Source organism: Peristeroidobacter soli, from assembly GCF_004138485.1.
GTDB classification, from domain to species: domain Bacteria; phylum Pseudomonadota; class Gammaproteobacteria; order Steroidobacterales; family Steroidobacteraceae; genus Steroidobacter; species Steroidobacter soli.
In genome coordinates this window covers 1,028,223-1,045,336 of the sequence record NZ_RYEV01000004.1, presented here as the reverse complement: position 1 = coordinate 1,045,336, position 17,114 = coordinate 1,028,223, and the positions used below count along the sequence as shown (strand labels likewise).

11 protein-coding genes and 1 riboswitch are annotated in these 17,114 nt (G+C 62.8%); of the genes, 9 read left to right on the top strand and 2 right to left on the bottom strand.

What is annotated here, in order from left to right; translation table 11 throughout:
- Nucleotides 1-43: 43 nt before the first annotated feature.
- The 6 genes from EKO19_RS19960 to EKO19_RS19935 all read left to right on the top strand — a co-directional run bounded on the left by EKO19_RS19960 (nucleotide 44) and on the right by EKO19_RS19935 (nucleotide 10,425).
- A complete protein-coding gene (locus tag EKO19_RS19960) occupies nucleotides 44-2,251 on the top strand; it encodes a TonB-dependent receptor (protein ID WP_129778197.1) in 2,208 nt (735 codons plus the stop codon).
- A 6-nt stretch (nucleotides 2,252-2,257) separates the two neighbouring features.
- Entirely contained in the window at nucleotides 2,258-3,937 is a 1,680-nt protein-coding gene (locus EKO19_RS19955) for an AMP-binding protein (protein WP_129778196.1), read from the top strand.
- Nucleotides 3,938-4,025: 88 nt separating this feature from the next.
- Nucleotides 4,026-4,622, top strand: coding sequence for an RNA polymerase sigma factor (locus EKO19_RS19950; RefSeq protein ID WP_129778195.1), 597 nt, complete (start codon nucleotides 4,026-4,028; stop codon nucleotides 4,620-4,622).
- On the top strand, nucleotides 4,591-5,571 hold the full coding sequence (locus EKO19_RS19945) for a FecR family protein (RefSeq protein ID WP_129778194.1): 981 nt from the start codon (nucleotides 4,591-4,593) through the stop codon (nucleotides 5,569-5,571). The genes EKO19_RS19950 and EKO19_RS19945 overlap by 32 nt, the downstream gene beginning before the upstream one ends.
- A gap of 102 nt (nucleotides 5,572-5,673) precedes the next feature.
- Nucleotides 5,674-8,928, top strand: coding sequence for a TonB-dependent receptor (locus tag EKO19_RS19940; protein ID WP_129778193.1), 3,255 nt, complete (start codon nucleotides 5,674-5,676; stop codon nucleotides 8,926-8,928).
- Between the two features lie 3 nt (nucleotides 8,929-8,931).
- Nucleotides 8,932-10,425, top strand: a complete 1,494-nt coding sequence (locus EKO19_RS19935) for an alkaline phosphatase D family protein (RefSeq protein ID WP_217705468.1) — start codon at nucleotides 8,932-8,934, stop codon at nucleotides 10,423-10,425.
- Nucleotides 10,426-10,429: 4 nt separating this feature from the next.
- Here the strand turns inward: EKO19_RS19935 and EKO19_RS19930 are convergent, their stop codons facing one another.
- Together EKO19_RS19930 and EKO19_RS19925 are read right to left on the bottom strand one after the other, a co-directional pair.
- Nucleotides 10,430-11,065, bottom strand: a complete 636-nt coding sequence (locus EKO19_RS19930) for a LysE family translocator (RefSeq protein ID WP_129778192.1) — start codon at nucleotides 11,063-11,065, stop codon at nucleotides 10,430-10,432.
- 61 nt (nucleotides 11,066-11,126) lie between these two features.
- Entirely contained in the window at nucleotides 11,127-12,158 is a 1,032-nt protein-coding gene (locus tag EKO19_RS19925; protein ID WP_129778191.1) for a threonine-phosphate decarboxylase, read from the bottom strand.
- A gap of 112 nt (nucleotides 12,159-12,270) precedes the next feature.
- Nucleotides 12,271-12,456, bottom strand: a riboswitch (cobalamin riboswitch).
- A gap of 118 nt (nucleotides 12,457-12,574) precedes the next feature.
- Between EKO19_RS19925 and EKO19_RS19920 the strand changes: the two genes are divergently transcribed.
- The 3 genes from EKO19_RS19920 to EKO19_RS19910 are packed head-to-tail and all read left to right on the top strand — an operon-like array spanning nucleotide 12,575 to nucleotide 17,091.
- Nucleotides 12,575-13,777: a DmpA family aminopeptidase gene (locus tag EKO19_RS19920; protein ID WP_129778190.1), complete on the top strand. Its 1,203-nt coding sequence runs from the start codon at nucleotides 12,575-12,577 to the stop codon at nucleotides 13,775-13,777.
- Nucleotides 13,774-15,195, top strand: coding sequence for an amino acid permease (locus tag EKO19_RS19915; protein ID WP_217705467.1), 1,422 nt, complete (start codon nucleotides 13,774-13,776; stop codon nucleotides 15,193-15,195). Before EKO19_RS19920 ends, EKO19_RS19915 begins: the two co-directional genes overlap by 4 nt.
- Before the next feature lie 57 nt (nucleotides 15,196-15,252).
- Nucleotides 15,253-17,091 (top strand): tetratricopeptide repeat-containing sulfotransferase family protein, encoded by a 1,839-nt coding sequence (locus EKO19_RS19910; protein ID WP_129778189.1) that lies wholly within the window; start codon nucleotides 15,253-15,255, stop codon nucleotides 17,089-17,091.
- The last annotated feature ends 23 nt before the right edge of the window (nucleotides 17,092-17,114 follow it).

Below are 17,114 nucleotides of genomic sequence, written 5' to 3'. Positions count from 1 at the left end.
CGAACAGACGCCACATCCGAGTGGCGCTCAAAACGGGGGGATCATGTCCAATCGCACGTCTGCCGCTGTGCGTGTCGCCTGCGGCCTTCATTCCATTCTTGCGTGCGCGGCGGTCATGCCTGCGTACTCACAGTCGAGCGAAACGTCGGAACAGCTCGGCGGCCTCACTGAAATCGTCGTTACCGCCACTCGCAGCAGCGCCAATCTTCAGGACGTGGGCATCAGCCTGAGCGCGTTCAGCTCGGACGATCTGGTCCAGCGCGGCGTGCGGGATTCGACCGATCTGGCCCTGCTCACGCCGGGCCTGCAATTCGCCGATCCGGGTGGCTCGCCGATCGCCGGCCTGATCTCGATTCGCGGCGTGTCGCAGAACGATTTCGCCGGCCACATCGAACCCGCCAATGCTTACTACATCGACGAGGTGTATCAGCCCTCCAACGCCACCAGCGTGCAGCGGCTGTACGACGTGGAGCGCGTCGAAGTCCTGAAAGGACCGCAGGGCACGCTGTTCGGCCGCAACGCCACTGGCGGTTTGTTACATGTGATCACCCGTCAGCCGACGCAGTCGCTCGACGGCTTTGCTGAACTGACGGTCGGCAGCTTCGATCAACTCGGATTCGAAGGCGCCGTGGGCGGACCGTTGAGCGACACGGTCTCGGCGCGAGCCGCCGTGCTCTACAACCGGAATGACGGTTACTTCAAGAATGCGATCGGCCCCGATTACGCCAACGACGATACCGTCGCCGGTCGCGTGCAGGTCAAGATCGAGCCGTCCGATCAGCTCGATATCTCGCTGTTTGCCGACTACTACGAGATCCGTCCCATCTATACCGGTGCGAGTATGATCACCGGCGCAGCTCCGGACGCGGACGGCTTGGGCATTCGGTTGCCGCCCGGCTCACCGACGGGCTTCGGTTATGTCGACGCCGACGGCGATCCGTACACCGGCGCGCTCGACTATCCCGGCCAGTTGGAGCGACGCACCTGGTCCGCGGGCGCGAAGGTTCAGTATCAGTTCGACACGCTCACGCTGGCGTCGATCACGAGCTATCAGAAGCTCGACAGCACTTACGATTCGGACAACGACTTCTCGCCGTATCCCATCGGCATCTTCCAGCAGAATGCGGCAGCGACCCACCTGACTCAGGAGTTGCGCCTGATCGATGCCGACGGCGCTTTTCGCTGGACGGCGGGTGTTTACTATTTGTATATCGACGGCGATTACTTCCAGGGCTTCAATCTGCCGGCCTTCGCGTCGTATCCGCGAGCGAATTACAGCGTGGACACGCGGTCGGCGTCGGCGTTCGCACAAAGCGAATATGACATCTCCGACTCGGTGCGCCTGACGACCGGCGTGCGCGTGACGCGCGACGAAAAGAAGTACAACTACACTGAAGTGTGCGAAGGCGCGCTGTGCCCGCTGTTCATCCAGCCTGGAACGTTGGCGGCCAACGGCACCACGAGCGACGAGCATGCCGAAACGGGAACGTCGGGTCGCGTGCAGCTCAATTGGTCGGCGACCGACGATCTGTTGCTGTATTCCAGCGTGAGCCTGGGCTACAAAGCGTTCAACTACAACGCCGGCTTCGTCGGCCAGGCGCCGCTGTCCATGTTCCGCTTCAAGGGCGAGAGCTTGCTCGCCTACGAGATCGGCGAGAAGTTCCAGTTCCTGAACAATCGTGCGCGACTCAACGGCGCGGTGTTCTACTACGACTACGACGACTATCAGGCCTTCGACCAGCGCGGCTTCAACTTCACGCTGTTCAATACCACGGCCTCGATGTACGGCGCGGACGCGGAGCTGTCGCTCAGCGCCGGAGACGGCTACTTGTTCTCTGTCGGCGGTGCGTACCTGCGCACGAAAGTGGACGATGTGCCCATCGGCAATCGACGGGTCAGCCGTGAAGCTCCGCAGTCGCCGCGCTACACTGCCAACCTTTCCGCCAGCAAGGACACGCACTTCCAGTTCGGCGGCTTGAACGTGAATGTGACCGCGAGCTACGGCGACGATTTCTACGCTCAGCTGACCAACGCGCCGGTGACCAAGATCCCGGCCAGCTGGCTGGTCAACGCGCGCGTCACGCTCTCGTTGATGGACGATCGGCTGTCGGTTGCCGTGTTCGCGAACAATCTGCTCGACGAGGAGCGCGAGACGTTTGCCTTCGACGTTTCCGGCGCGCCGCTCGGAGGAACCTACACGACGTACGGCGAACCGCGCTGGTACGGCGTGCAGACTCGCATCAAGTTCTGAGCGCCTATGTCAGCAGCGCGAGAGTTCATTGCCACCCGCGATGCATTGCTGGCCGCCAGAGAAGATCTGGCGGCCGCATGTCGTGCGTTCCGGCGTCCGGCATTCGCCAACTTCAACTGGGTGGCGGACTACTTCGATCGTATCGCCGTCGGCAACGCGCGGGCGGCGCTACGAGTCGTGGACGATTCGGGACGCGACGATGCGTACTCGTACGAGTCGCTCCGCCTACGCTGTAATCAAGTCGCCAACTTCCTGGCGTCGCAGGGCGTGGGGCAGGGCGATCGTGTGCTCGTCATGCTCGGCAACGTCGTGCCCTTATGGGAGACGATGCTGGCGGCGATCAAGCTGGGTGCCGTGATGATTCCGGCGACGACGCTGCTGGAGGGCACCGATCTCGAGGATCGCATGGAGCGTGGTCGCGTCAAGGCAGTGATCACGCACTCTCATCTCGCGGAACGGTTTACGAAGCTTCGCGCGGCGGCCGTACAGATCGTCGTCGGGCCGGCCGTGAAGGGCTGGCTCAACTACGAAGCGACGTTCGCGCAGCCCACACAGATCGACGCCGCGCAGAGCCGTGCCGACGATCTGCTGCTGTTGTACTTCACATCGGGGACGACGGCCAAGCCCAAGCTCGTCGCGCACACCCATACGAGCTACCCGGTCGGTCATCTCTCGACCATGTACTGGCTCGGATTGAAGCCGGGCGACGTGCATTTGAACCTGAGCTCGCCGGGGTGGGCGAAGCACGCCTGGTCGTGTTTCTTCGCGCCCTGGAATGCGCAAAGCACGGTGCTTGCGTATCAGTACGATCGTTTCGATCCAGTCGCGCTGTTGAATGTCATCGAGCGCTGTGCAGTTACAGTGTTTTGCGCGCCACCGACCGTGTGGCGCATGCTCATTCAGCAGGACTTGAAGCGTTGGAGGCCGGTGCTGCGCGAGGCAATGAGCGCCGGTGAGCCGTTGAATCCGGAAGTGATCGCGGCGGTCGAGCAGGCGTGGGGTGTCACGATTCGGGATGGCTATGGCCAGACCGAGACGACCGCGCAGGTCGGCAACTCCCCGGGATTGCCGCTCAAGCCCGGCTCCATGGGACGGCCGCTGCCGGGCTATCGCATCGAGCTCATCGATGCCGAAAGGCGCATCGGCGACGAAGGCGAGATCTGTATCGACCTGTCGCAACGTCCGTTGGGACTGATGCAACAGTATCTCGACGATCCGGAGCGGACCGACGCCGTCATGCGCGACGGCTTCTATCACACCGGCGACGTCGCGAGCCGCGATTCGGACGGATATCTCACGTACGTGGGGCGCATGGACGATGTTTTCAAATCGTCCGACTATCGAATCAGTCCGTTCGAGCTGGAAAGCGTGCTCATCGAACACGCGGCAGTCGCGGAAGCGGCGGTCGTGCCGAGCCCGGATCCGACGCGACTCTCGGTGCCCAAGGCCTTCATCGTGCTCGGCGCGACGGGCACGCCCGATGCGCAGACCGCACGATCGATTCTGGAGCATGTGCGCGCCCGCGTGTCTCCTTACAAACGCATTCGTCGATTGCAGTTCGCCGCGCTTCCTAAAACCATCTCCGGAAAAATTCGCCGTGGGGAGTTGCGTGCGGCAGAAGTAGAGCTGCGCGCTGGCAGCGAACGTGCCGCGGGCGAATTCTGGGAAGAGGATTTCCCGCGCTGACGGGCGGTTGCTGTCATCAAGCTGTAACGAATGTCACTTAGACAGCTGGCTGCCGGCGAATCCCGGCGGACCGTGATGACATGTTCCGATGACCGTGAGCGATCCCGAGCGAACCCGCTGGTTCCTCCGTAACATCCTGCCGCATGAGCCGGCGCTGCGCGCCTGGCTCGGCCGGAAGCAGCGCTCCGGTATCAATGTCGACGACATCGTCCAGGAGGCCTATACCATCCTGGCCTCGCAGCCGGCTTATCAAGCCATCCGTCATCCTCGCGGTTATCTGTTCCAGATCGCGCACTCGCTGGTCGTTCGTCACATCCGGCGGGCGCGCATCGTCGATATCCAGGCGGTGGAAGATCTGGATCAATGGGACACGGCTGGCGCCGCGCCGTCGCTCGAGCAGGGCGCGATTGCTCGCGACGAGCTGCGCTATCTGGCCGAAACGATCGCGGTGATGCCGGAGAAGACGCGCGAGGCATTCATTCTTCGCCGCGTCCGTGGGCTGTCGCACCGGGATATCGCGCGACAGATGAAAATTTCGGAGAGCACGGTCGAGAAACACATCGCACGGGGACTGCGGCTGCTGGCAGAGCGCTTCACTCGTGATGTGACCGTGTCCCCAGGCTCCGACGATCAATCGCAAGGCGCAGCCCGAGATGAAATCACGGGAAACAAGTCAAAGCGTTGATATCGCGGCCTCGGAGTGGGCCGCGAAAATCGATAACGGGCCGCTGACCCCGCAGGAAACCGCGGCCTTGAAGGACTGGCTGGAGGGCGATTCTCGTCGGCCGGGCGCGTTGTTTCGTGCACGAGCTGTCTCGATGTATAGCGAATCGGCGCGTGCGCTCGGGCCGCACTACAACCCCGACGACTTCACTGAAACACCCGCTGCCGCCCCCCGGCTGTCGCGCAGAACAATGCTTGCGTGGGGCGGTGGCCTGGCTGCGAGTCTGGCGGTGACCGTTGGCGTCGGACTGTCGCTGAGCAGCTCGCAGGCCTATGCGACCGCGCGAGGCGAGATGCGTCTGATCCCCCTCGGCGATGGTTCGACGATGTTGTTGAACACGGCCACCAGTGTCGAGGTGGAGTTTGGATCGGAGCGCCGGCTGGTGCGGGTGTTGGAGGGGGAGACGTATTTCGAAGTGACCGCCGATGCGCGACGACCGTTTGTCGTCGAGGTCGGCGGCCAGCAGCTCGGCGCGTCGGCGTCGGCGTTCATGGTGCGCCGTCTGGAAGGCGGCCCGGTCGACGTGCTGGTGCGCTCTGGAAACATCGAGCTGTTGAAACCGGGCCGCGCGACCAGCCTGACCGCCAATACTCATCTGGCGATGACCGTTCGTGACGACTCTGTGCTGACGAGTGCCGAAGCCGCTGCCGTCGCGCCGGAGGTTCTGTCACGCCAGCTCGCTTGGCGGGAGGGCAAGATTGCGCTGCATGGCGAGACGCTCGCCTTCGCTTCTCAGGCGTTCGCGCGCTACAGCGATGTTCACATTCAGATCACCGATCCCGCTCTGGCGAACGAGTCCATCACCGGCCTGTTCTCCGCCAACGACCCGGTGGGGTTCAGCCGCTCCGTCGCCCGCATCTTCGGCGCCAACCTTTCGGTACAGCCGGATGCGATCGTGCTGTCGCGCTGACTCGCCATATTAAAGTTTGGTGACACATAGGGGTTGAGCCGCGCCGGCGGCTCTTACGCGTCAGAAGACTGCGCTACACGCGGTCGTGGAGCGTAGCTCGAGATGTTTCCTTCGAAGTCCCTGCTGGCGCGTTGCGTGGCGGCCGTTTTGCTCGTGGCCGGCGCGCGTGCTCATGCCGAGCCGAAATCATTCAACGTGCCAGCGCAATCGGCGGTAATGGCGATACCGGAATTCGCTCGCCAGGCGGGTGTGCAGATCGTCGCGCCCGCGGGTCAGCTGCGAGGCATTCAGACGCCTGCGGTCGTTGGCGAAATGGAAGTGCGCGCCGCGCTGACGCAGTTGCTGGAAGGCACTCAGCTCACGATCGATTCCGAAGAGGGCGGCATTTTCACCCTGATCAATGCCTCCGCGGCTGCGCGCACCGGTGGTGCGGGAGAAATCAGAACAGGCGTCATCGAAGGCCGCGTTCTCGATGTGGCGACTGGCGAATATCTGCGCAATGCCATCGTGCGTGCGACGTCCGATTCGGGCATGCGGCAGACTACGACCACGGGCGAACGCGGCGAATATCGATTCGTCGGCTTGCCGGCCGGCACGTTCGAAGTGTCGGTGAGCTTCACCGGGCGCAGCGATAGAAACGCCACGGTCACTTTGCAGGCGGGCGAGTCGGCGCAACTGGATTTCGATCTGCTACGCCTGGGCAGCACCGAGGACATTCTCGAAGAGATCACCGTGAGCGCCGGCATGCTCGACGGCGATGCGCGGGCCATCATGAGCCAGCGCGAATCGATGGATATCAAGAACAGCCTGTCCTCGGAAGCGTTTGGCGACATTGCCGAGGGCAATGTCGGCGAGTTCATCAAGTACATGCCAGGCGTGGATACCGATGGCGTCGACGGCACGGTGCGCACCGTGCGCTTGCGAGGTTTGCCGCCGGAGTACACGTCGGTCACGATCAACGGCGTGGAGCTGGCATCGGCGGATGCCAATCTCGGATCGAGCGCCTCTCGCACGTTCAGCTTCGAGCAGGTGTCCTTGAGCAGCATCGATGCCATCGAAATTTCCAAGACGGTGAGCGCGGACGTCGATGCGAATGCGCCGGCGGGCACCATCAATTTGCGCACCAAGCGCGCCTTCGACCGCAACGGCCGGCGCATCGCGGGGCAGATCAGCGCGAGCACCCAGTCCGACCTTTGGGATGATCATGACGGCGGGCCGGGCGACGGCGATCAGGATCGATTCCTGCCGGGGGCGCAGCTCGAATACTCGGATGTGTTTTTCGACAACCGCCTCGGCGTGCTGCTCAGCCTCAGCAACTCGGAAACCTACATCCAGCAGGAGCGCATGACCCTGGGATGGGATTTCACGCCGACTGCAGCCAACGGCAACGCGACTGCGCTGACTGCGATGCGCGCCCAACAGATCAATCAGACCGTGGAGCGCTTCGCGACTTCGCTGACGGTGGATTTCAAGGCGACGGATCGACTGATCCTGTCGCTGCTGACCATGTACAACGAATCGGATCTGTGGTCGGGCCAGCGCTCCTGGCTGTTCACCACGGGTGATCGCTCGATGTCGGTGACGGGCGATGTGCTCACGGATTTCACGACGCGACATTCGAGCGCCCGCGCGAACTCGGAGGCGCTGGCGGTGGCGAAGCGGGGACGTATCGTGAGCGCCATTCCCAGCTTCGAGTGGACCGGCGATCGAGTCACGCTCGACGGACGCCTTGCTCATTCCAGCTCGACCAGCCGCTACGATCCGCTCGACTGGCACGGCTCGGTGTTTTCCGTGGGCTCGCTGCAAGCATCCGGTGCATTCTCGGCCGAGCGTTCCGGCCTCGGCGAGCCGAACTGGAACATCACGCAGCTCAGCGGCAACGATTGGAGCAACCCGTCGAGTTACAGCCGGCCGGTGATTCAGGCGGAAGATGGTCGCTACGCCGAGAGCGAGTTGAACTCCGCGGCAATGAATCTCACGTTCAAGGCGTGGCTTGCGCCCACGGCCGTCACGTTCAAGACCGGATTCAAGCTGGCGCGCAACACGTATGACTTCGGCAACGAGCGCGAAGCGCATCAGTACACCTATGTCGGTCCGCTGTCGGTGGGGCAGTTCTGGCAGAACTACGGCAGCCCGGTGCAGCTGTCGTTCGACGACAACGATTTTCATCTGAGCACGACCAGCGGCGCCTCGAGCCTGTTCATGCCGAGCAACTATCAAATCGGGCAACTGCTGCTCAGTCATCCGGAGTACTTCACTCGCACGCTGACCGCTGCCAATTACTACACAGCGTATATCGCGAACGTCCGGCACTTCGAGGAAGATCAGAACGCGGCCTATCTGATGGGCACGGTCGACTTCAGCGAGCGCGTGAGTTTGCGTGCGGGCTGGCGATGGGAACAGACCGAAACGCGCGCGAGACAGACCGATCCGCTGACTTACTCGGAGGTCGTGGCTGCGGGCTATGCCGCTTCGGCTGCCACGGGCCGCGCGACGACCATCGATGGACTGAAGTATCAATATGAATCGCGGCCCAAGGTGGATCGCACTGGCAAGTACGACTACTTCTTTCCGAGCGCGTCGCTGAAATACGCTTTCGACGATCAGACCGAGCTGCAGCTGGGCTACAGCAAGACCATTCGTCGTCCGCAGGTCAACGTGCTCGCCGGTGTGCAGACGGTGGACGAGGCAGAGCGCATCGTCAGCGTGCCCAATCCGGGACTCGAGCCGGAGCTTTCGGACAACGTGTCGATCCGCGCCGTGCATTACTTCGAGCCCACCGGCTTGTTTGCGGTCAATCTGTTTCAGAACGAGATTCAAGGCCTGTTCCAGACCGTGGACCTGACGGCGGCGGAATATGGCTACGCCGGTGGCATCTACGACGACTACACCTTCCGCACCACGCGTTCTGTGTCGGACGAGACCATCACCGTGCGTGGCGCCGAGATCGAGTATCAGCAGTCGTTCGACTTCCTGCCCGATCCGTTTCGTGGCCTGAGTCTGCGCAGCTCATACACTTTCAGCGAAGCCGAGGAAACCATGCTCGGCATGGCCAAGCACATGGTGACCGCGGCCTTGTCGTATTCGCGCGGCGGATTCGGTCTGAATCTCAATACGGTGTGGGCAGATGACAAGCCGTATGACTCCACCGGCGTCGTGGTGGACGATCGCGTCGAGGCGAATCTCTCTGGCAGCTATCAATTGAGCCGGCAGTGGCAGGTGTTCTTCTCGGTGCGCAATCTGCTCGATTCGCCGTACAGTCGGACGGTGCCGGCGCAAGAGAGTGTTCCCACGCTCAACACGTACTATCAGAAGTTCGGTCGCACCAGCACGCTCGGTTTCCGCGCGGTGTTTTGATCCGTGGATCGTCGATCTCTGTTGCGAGGGATGGGTGGGCTGCTGCTGTCTGGGTCGGCAGCCCGGGTGTGGAGCAAACCTGCGCTCGCGGAATATCCATTCACGCTCGGCGTTGCATCGGGCGATCCAACGCCCGATGGCTTCGTGATCTGGACTAGATTGGCGCCGCAACCTTTGCAGCCTCACGGCGGCATGCCGGCGCGCAGCGTCTCGTTGCATTGGGAGGTGGCGGAGGACGAGCGGTTTCGTCGTATTGCTCGCGCGGGCGAGGTGCTTGCTCATCCCGAGCTGGCACATGCGGCGCACGTGGACGTTGCGGGATTGCAGCCGGATCGTCCCTACTGGTATCGATTCTATATCGGCGGCGGAGAGGCGAGTCCGGTCGGTCGAGTACGAACGGCGCCCGCAGCTGGCCAATTGTCGCAACGGGTGCGTTTGGCGGTCGCTGGCTGTCAGCACTATGAGAGCGGGTGGTACGGCGCGTGGCGCTACCTGAGCCAGGAGCCGGAGTTGGCCGCGGTGTTTCACTACGGTGATTACATCTATGAAGGATCTGGCATCACTGCTGACCCGATGGCGGGCCGGCGCCATCTGGGCGACGAGCTCTACAGCCTCGATGACTATCGGCGACGATACGCACAGTACAAAACCGACCCCGACTTACAGGCTGCGCATCAGGCCGTCGCATTCATTTCTTCCTTCGACGATCACGAAGTGGACAATAACTGGGGCGGTGAGCACGCCCAGGACGACACGCCGCCCGAGTTGTTCGAGTTGCGCAAGCTGGCGGCGATGCAGGCGTGGTACGAGCACATGCCGGTGCGCCGCGAACAGTTTCCGAGCCCGGGCGGTTTGCGAATGTTTCGCCGGCTCGACTACGGTCGTTTGTTCCGGATGCATGTACTCGATACTCGAAGCTATCGTGTTTCAGGCGAGACCATGCTGGGGTATGCGCAGGAAGGCTGGCTCTATCGCGGATTGAGCAATGATGCGCGCTGGAACCTGATCGCTCAGCAGGTCCTGCTCATGCCTTTACTTCGTCGCGCAGCCGACTCCGGCCGGCTGGTCTCTACTTATAAGGATCATTGGGGCGGCTTCCCCGAGTCCCGTGAGCGCCTGGTCCGTGCGATCGGCGAACGGCAACTGACCAACGTCGTCGTGGCTTCGGGCGATTCGCATCAGTATTTCGTCGGCCGGGTGCCGGCAGATCGCCACCGGCCCGACGGTGAGGCGATGGCGAGCGAATTCCTGGGCACGTCGATCAGCTCGGGGGGCGATGGCATGCCCGTGTTGCCGGGCTCGGAAACGTTGCTCGCCGACAATCCCAACATCGCGCTCAATAATGCGCAGCGCGGTTATTTCACATTCGACATCACGCCTGCTGAGCTGAGAGCGGATCTGAATGTGATGGATCGCGTGAGCTCGCCCGGCGGGACGTTGAGCAGGCTCGCTCGATTCGCGGTGATGCCGGATCGGCCGGGACCGGAGCGGTGCTAGCGGCTCACGACTGAGGACGAAACCGCAGCAGCATGATCCCGAAGCCGACGAACATCACGCCGGTCAGTCGATCGAACATCCGTCGCAACGCGGGTCGTAACAGGTAGTGGCGCAGGCGGTTGCCGCCCAGACCATACACCGCGTACCAGAACAGTTCGCACAGCGAGAAGGTTGCCACCAGGACCGCGAATTGGGGAATCTTCGGGCTGGTCGGGTTCACGAACTGCGGCAGGAACGCGGCCGCAAACAGCAGCAGTTTGGGATTGCTGATGGAGATGACGAAGGCGGTCTGGAAGATCTGTCGATTGGTCAACACGACGGATGACGCCATCGCCGTGCCGTTGTCTGCATCGGGAGTCTCCTCGCGCCATGCTTTGATTCCGAGCCAGATGAGATAGGCGGCGCCGACGTATTGCAGGACTTCGAAGACCTTCGGCGATGCCAGCAGCACGGCGCCGAGCCCCAGGGCCGAGCCCACCAGCATCACGACCAGCGCCGCCAGGCAGCCGAGCATCGCGGGAATGGCGCGGTTCACGCCAAGCGACACACTCCGCGACAAGATGTGGAGCATGTTGGGGCCGGGCGCGCCCGACAGCAGAAAGACGGTGACGAAGTACAGCCACCAGGTGTTCCAGCTCATGAGTGCAAGTTGCCTCGACCCTGGGCGGAGATCCATAGCGTAGGCAGGGCGCTCCAATTTCTCACGGTCGCGCTCTCAACGTCTCGCGCAGGCGTCGCCAAGCTGCGTCTCCATGTGGCAGGCCGAAGCGCAGGAGTTTCGTATCGTGAGTGAAAGGGCGGACCAGAATGCCCGCGCGGAGCAATTGATTGAAGCGTGCCTGGGCGAGATCGCTGTGTGCCAGTCGAAACAGCGGGGTGCCGCCGACGATGTCGAAACCACTGCGAATCAATAGCGCATCGAGCTTACGAGTCGCGCTTCGCAAACGAATGCGAGTGCGTTCGGCCCACAACGGATCGTTGTATGCCGCGAGCCCGGCGGTGATGGCGTCGGCGGCCACCGGCCAGTCGCCCAGCGCCGTTCGAATCCGTTTGACCAGCGCCGGTGCGCCGATCATGAAGCCCAGACGGACGCCGGCCAGTCCGTAGAACTTGCCGAACGACCGAAGCACGATCATGCGCGGATAACGTTCGGTACCGGCCAACGAAGCGACGCTGCAGGAAGCATCCGCGTCGGCGAAGGCTTCGTCGATCACCAGAAAGCCATCAAGGTCGGCGATCCTGTCGTGAGCCGCGAGCAACTGCTCACGCGGCGTCATCGTGCCGTCCGGGCTGTTGGGATTGACCAGCGTGACGACAGTGCCTTCGGCCAATGACGCTCGTTCGATGCCGGAGACACGGCCGACCGGCACGCCGAGGCTTTGCCAGATATCGGTGTGCGAAGAATAGGTGGGCCAGACGATGCAGGCCGCAGTCACGGCCGGCAGAACGTGGGGCAGGAATCTCACGACGGTTTCGGAGCCGGCCGTGGCCAGGATGCGATCGGGATCGTCGACGCCAAAGGCACGCGCCGCGGCGGCTTCCAGATTCTGGAGCTCTTGTGGATCAGGCAACCGCGCGCGAGCTTGCACGCTGGGATGAGGCGCCGGATAGGGGCTGGGATTGATGGCGGTCGACAAGTCGATCCACGGTTTGGGCGCGTCCGGCCATAGGCTGCGCGCCAGTCCTAAGTGCGCACCGTGATGAGTGAAAGGATCTGTAATGGCAGCGCTCATGTGACGAGTTCCCATGCAAGGCGAAGACACAGGGGATCGTCTCGCAGGCGAGCGCGACCCCTACCGGTCGTCACTCGGGAACTCCCGTTCACTCGGCGCACCCCGGCCGATGAATGGACGACGGCGGCGAGCAGGTCTCCTGGCTTTCGGCTTACTGCCGTCGCTACCTTCCCAAGCCTCGAGGGCTCAGTGGTTTTTAGCGCGGCCAACACCGTTTACAGTTGCGGGGGCAGCCCGGGTCTATCCCGGTTCCCGTTTTAATCCCACCGCAGTGGGAACTCGACGCGAGGTAAAGGATGCGGGCGAACCGCGCCTGAGGTCAAGCAACGAATCCGTATGCCGGGTATTACAAGAATTTATGGGCAGGGCGGCGGGGACCGAGCACAATCCATCGTCCAACGACAGGGGAGAACAAGATGATTCGACGCGCGCTGACTCTGACGTCCGTTTGTTTGTTCGCCGTTTCAAGCATCGCGATCGCGGAGAGTCCGCGCGCTCGGGACATAGGAATACCGTTGCAGGGCAAGCCCGGTGCACTCAACGCGATCACCGACGTGCAGGGTGTGGAAGTGGGGCACGTGACGCTGATCAAAGGCGACGGTGCGCTTCAACGTGGCAAGGGACCGGTGCGTACCGGCGTCACAGCGATCATTCCTCGCGGCAAGGATTCGACCGCGCCGGTGTATGCCGCCTGGAATACCAGCAACGCCGCCGGCGAGATGACCGGCACCGTCTGGCTGGAAGAGCGCGGTTATCTGGATGGCCCGATCATGATCACCAACACTCATAGCGTCGGTGTGGTGCGCGACGCGGTGGTTGGCTGGATCGTCGATCACAAATGGCCGGGCTCGTGGTTCACGCCGATGGTGGCGGAGACCTACGACGGCTTCCTCAACGATACCGACGGCTTCCATGTGAAGAGCGAGCACGCGCTGGAGGCGTTGAAGATCGCCAAGCCGGGGCCGGTGCCCGAAGGCGCGGTCGGCGGTGGTACCGGCATGATCTGCTTCGGCTTCAAAGGCGGCATCGGTACTTCGTCGCGCATCGTCACGACGCCCATCGGGCAGTACACGGTCGGCGTGCTGGTCCAATGCAACTTCGGTGTCCAGACCGATCTGCGCATTGCCGGCGCGGCGGTCGGTCAGGAATTGAACAAGAATTACGCCCCGTGCACGGCAACTCCTGCGCCCAACGACAAAGTTCCCGCGTGCAAGGCCAAGCCCGACGACAAACCGGGCGATGGCTCGATGATCGTCGTGGTCGCCACCGATGCGCCGTTGTTACCGCATCAACTCAAGCGCTTGGCCAAGCGCCCGGGCCACGCGATGGGCCGCCTCGGCGATATCAGCCGCGAAAGCTCCGGCGATATTTTCATGGCGTTTTCGACGGCGAATCCGCAACTGAATAGCATGCAGATGGAGAAGATCTCGGTCGAGACCTATCCGAACCCGCTGTTGAATCCGCTGTTCGAGGGCGTGGTTCAGGCCACCGAGGAAGCCATTCTCAATGCCATGGTGGCTGCCAGGACCATGACCGGTCGGGATGGTCACCGGGTGTATGGATTGCCGCACGATGAAGTTCGCGCCATCGTTTCCAGAAATGGAGCCAGGCCGCAGTGATCCTGAATCGAAATACGGCAGAGGGCGCCGGGCCCGAGGCGCCCGAGTTGGCGAAGAGCCTGCGCTCGCGCCATGTCGCGATGATTTCCATCGGCGGCATCATCGGCGCGGGCCTGTTCGTCGGCAGCAGCTCGGCGATTGCGACAATCGGGCCGGCCGTCGTCGCGAGCTATGCGCTCGCCGGTCTGGTGGTGCTGGTCATCATGCGTATGTTGAGCGAAATGGCGTCGGGGTCGCCGGGGCTCGGTTCGTTCATCGAATACATTCGGTTGGGGCTCGGCGACTGGGCGGGCTTCGTCAGCGGCTGGCTGTATTGGTATTTCTGGGTGGTGGTGGTCGCGATCGAAGCGATCGCCGGCGCGGCGTTGCTGCACGAGTGGATCGACTTGCCGGTCTGGCAGATCGGGCTGGCGTTGATGCTGGCGCTCACGGCGGTGAACCTCATGTCCTCGCGCTCTTATGGCGAGTTCGAGTTCTGGTTCTCCTCGATCAAAGTCGCGGCCATCGTCGTCTTCATTCTCATCGCCGGCGCCTATGCGTGCGGCCTCACGTCGCCCGACGGCCCGACGTTCGCCAATCTCACGGCGCATGATGGTTTTGCGCCGTTCGGGGCCGTGTCCATTCTGGCCGGTGTGACGACGGTTATCTTTTCTCTGTGCGGTGCCGAGATCGTGACCATTGCAGCTGCGGAGTCCAGCGAGTCGTCGCGCACCATGTCGCGACTGACGGGCACGATCATCATTCGAATCCTGCTGTTTTATGTGCTGTCCGTGTTGCTGGTCGTGTCGATCGTGCCCTGGACCGAGGTCGTGCCGGGCTCGTCGCCGTTCGCGGCGGCGCTGACGAAGACTCATATTCCCGGGGCGGCGACGATCATGAATTTGATCGTGCTCACGGCGGTGCTGTCGTGTCTCAACTCGGGTTTGTACGTCACTTCGCGTACGTTGTTCGTGCTGGCGGCGCGAGGGGATGCGCCTCAGTCGCTGGTGGCGCTCAACAAGCGCCAGGTGCCGGCGCGGGCTATTCTGATCGGCAGCGTGTTTGGCTATGCCACGGTGATGACGTCGGTGATTGCGCCGGAGGTGTTGTTCGCGTTTCTGGTGAATGCGTCCGGGGCGATCATGCTGATGGTCTATTCGCTGGTGTGCATGGCGCAGATCAGGCTCAGGCGTCGGATGGAGCGGGAGCAGCCGGAGCGGCTCACGAACCGGGTGTGGTTGTTCCCTTGGCTCAGTTATGCGGCGATCGGCGCGATCGTGGCTGTGATGGTGGCGATGTTGTTCACCGGGAGTCTGGCGACGCAGTTGTATGCGAGTTTGCTGGCGGCGGCGGTGGTTGTCGTGGCGTATTTCTTTCGTTCGAAGGCCAGGGGCGGTTTACCTGCGGGAGAGGGATCGCTCGGGCGTTCTCGTGTGTAGCGGCATCAGCGTGCTGCTCATAGGCATGTCGATGGTGTTCTGCCTGGTGGCGAGGTCATGAGCGACGTTGAGGTCCAGGCTTATAGATTGATGGCTGCGGGCCGGCTAGCTGAAGCTCTACCGCTGGCGCGGAGTGTCGTCGCTGGGTTGCGTCTGTGCACGCCGACGCATGGGATGCTTGCGACGATACTGGTGCGGCTGGGTCGGCGTCACGATGCGGAGTTGGTGATTCAGCAGGCGTTGGAGTATCCGCAGGGATCTGCGGACGCGTACGACGCGCTGGCGCATGTATCGGCGCTGCTCGGGCAGCATGAGCGGGCGAATACGTTGTATCGGCGTATCGTTGAGTTGGCGCCGAATGATCCGAGGTTCTGGCATAACCTCGCGTCCAGTGAACGCAGCTTGGGTCGGTTACGCGAGGCAGAGGAAGCGTGCGATCGGACCATCGCGCTGGACCAGGAAGCGGCGCCCGATGCGTACGGCCAAGCGGACTTCGCGCGAGGCCCGGGCGCGGCGCGACCCGATGAGCATGGCCGGCGAATTCCTGCTGGCGATCGGACGCGCTATGCAACCTATCTGTTGCGCTCCGAGCTGCGCGTGCAGACCGCCGATGCGAATCACGTGGACGAGTTACAGCGGGAGCTGTCGCGCAACGGGACTGACGATCGTGCGCGCATGTTTCTTGGCTACGCGCTGGCGAAAGAGCTGGACGATCTGCAGCGGTATGATGAGGCGTTCCCGCATCTCGCGGAGGCATCCGCGATTCGCAGACGCAATCTCGCGTACGACGTCGCGATGGATCAGCGAAAGCTGGAACGGATCGCGACGGTGTTTCCGAAGGAGTTCATTCGTAACGACGTAGCGCGACGTTCCAACCTGGCCGTTCCCGACGGCGCGGTGGCGCGTCCCAAGGGGCTTATTCGTGGCAGTCCGCGCGGCAGCCACCACATCTTTATCGTGGGCCTACCTCGCTCGGGCACGACGCTGCTCGAACATATGCTGCTCGGTCTGGCTGGTGTCCGTTCCAACGGCGAGACTGAAAACTTCAGCCAGGCTTTGTTAGCGGCGGCCCCGCGGGACCGAGGCGACGTATTCGCCGGCGCGGCGGCCGCCAATCCAGCCGACGTTGCGAGAGGATACGAGGAGCGAGCCGGCGGCGAAGCGACGGCCGTTAGTTCAGCTGGCGTTGCGCGAGGATACGAGGAACGAGCTCACGTCGAGACAAACGCCGCTAATCCAGCTGGCGTTGCGAGAGGATACGAGGAGCGAGCTCACGTCGAGACAAACGCCGCTAATCCGGCTGGCGTTGCGAGAGGATACGAGGAACGAGCTCACGTCGAGACAACGGCCACTAATCCCGCGGGCGCTGCGAGAGGACACGAGGAGCGAGCCAACGGCGAGGCGACGGCGGTGCGGGTCATCGAAAAGCTGCCGATGAACTATCTGTACCTCGGCGCCATCCACCGCGCCTTGCCGGGCGCCAGGCTCATCCTGGTCAATCGCGATCCCGTCGACAGCTGTTTCGCGATGTATCGAATCCTGTTCGGCGAAGCCTATCCCTTCAGCTACGCCTTCGACGATCTGGCGAAATACTACGCCGCCTACGAGCGTCTGATGGACCACTGGCGCGCCAGCCTCGGCGAAGCGCTATACGAGGTCACATACGAAGATCTCGTGAAGGAACCGTCCCGTGTAGGTGCAAGCGTCGCGGCCTATTGCGGGCTGGAATGGAACGACGCAGCCGTCGAGGTACACAAGCGATCGAGTGTCTCGCTGACCGCGAGCGCGGCGCAGGTTCGGCGGCCTATTTACGGTTCGTCGTCAGGACGATGGCGGCGCTATGAGAAACATCTCGAGCCGCTGATTCAAGCGCTGCGGAGAGAGCGGGTCATCTAACGATCGGCCCCGGCAAATGCCGG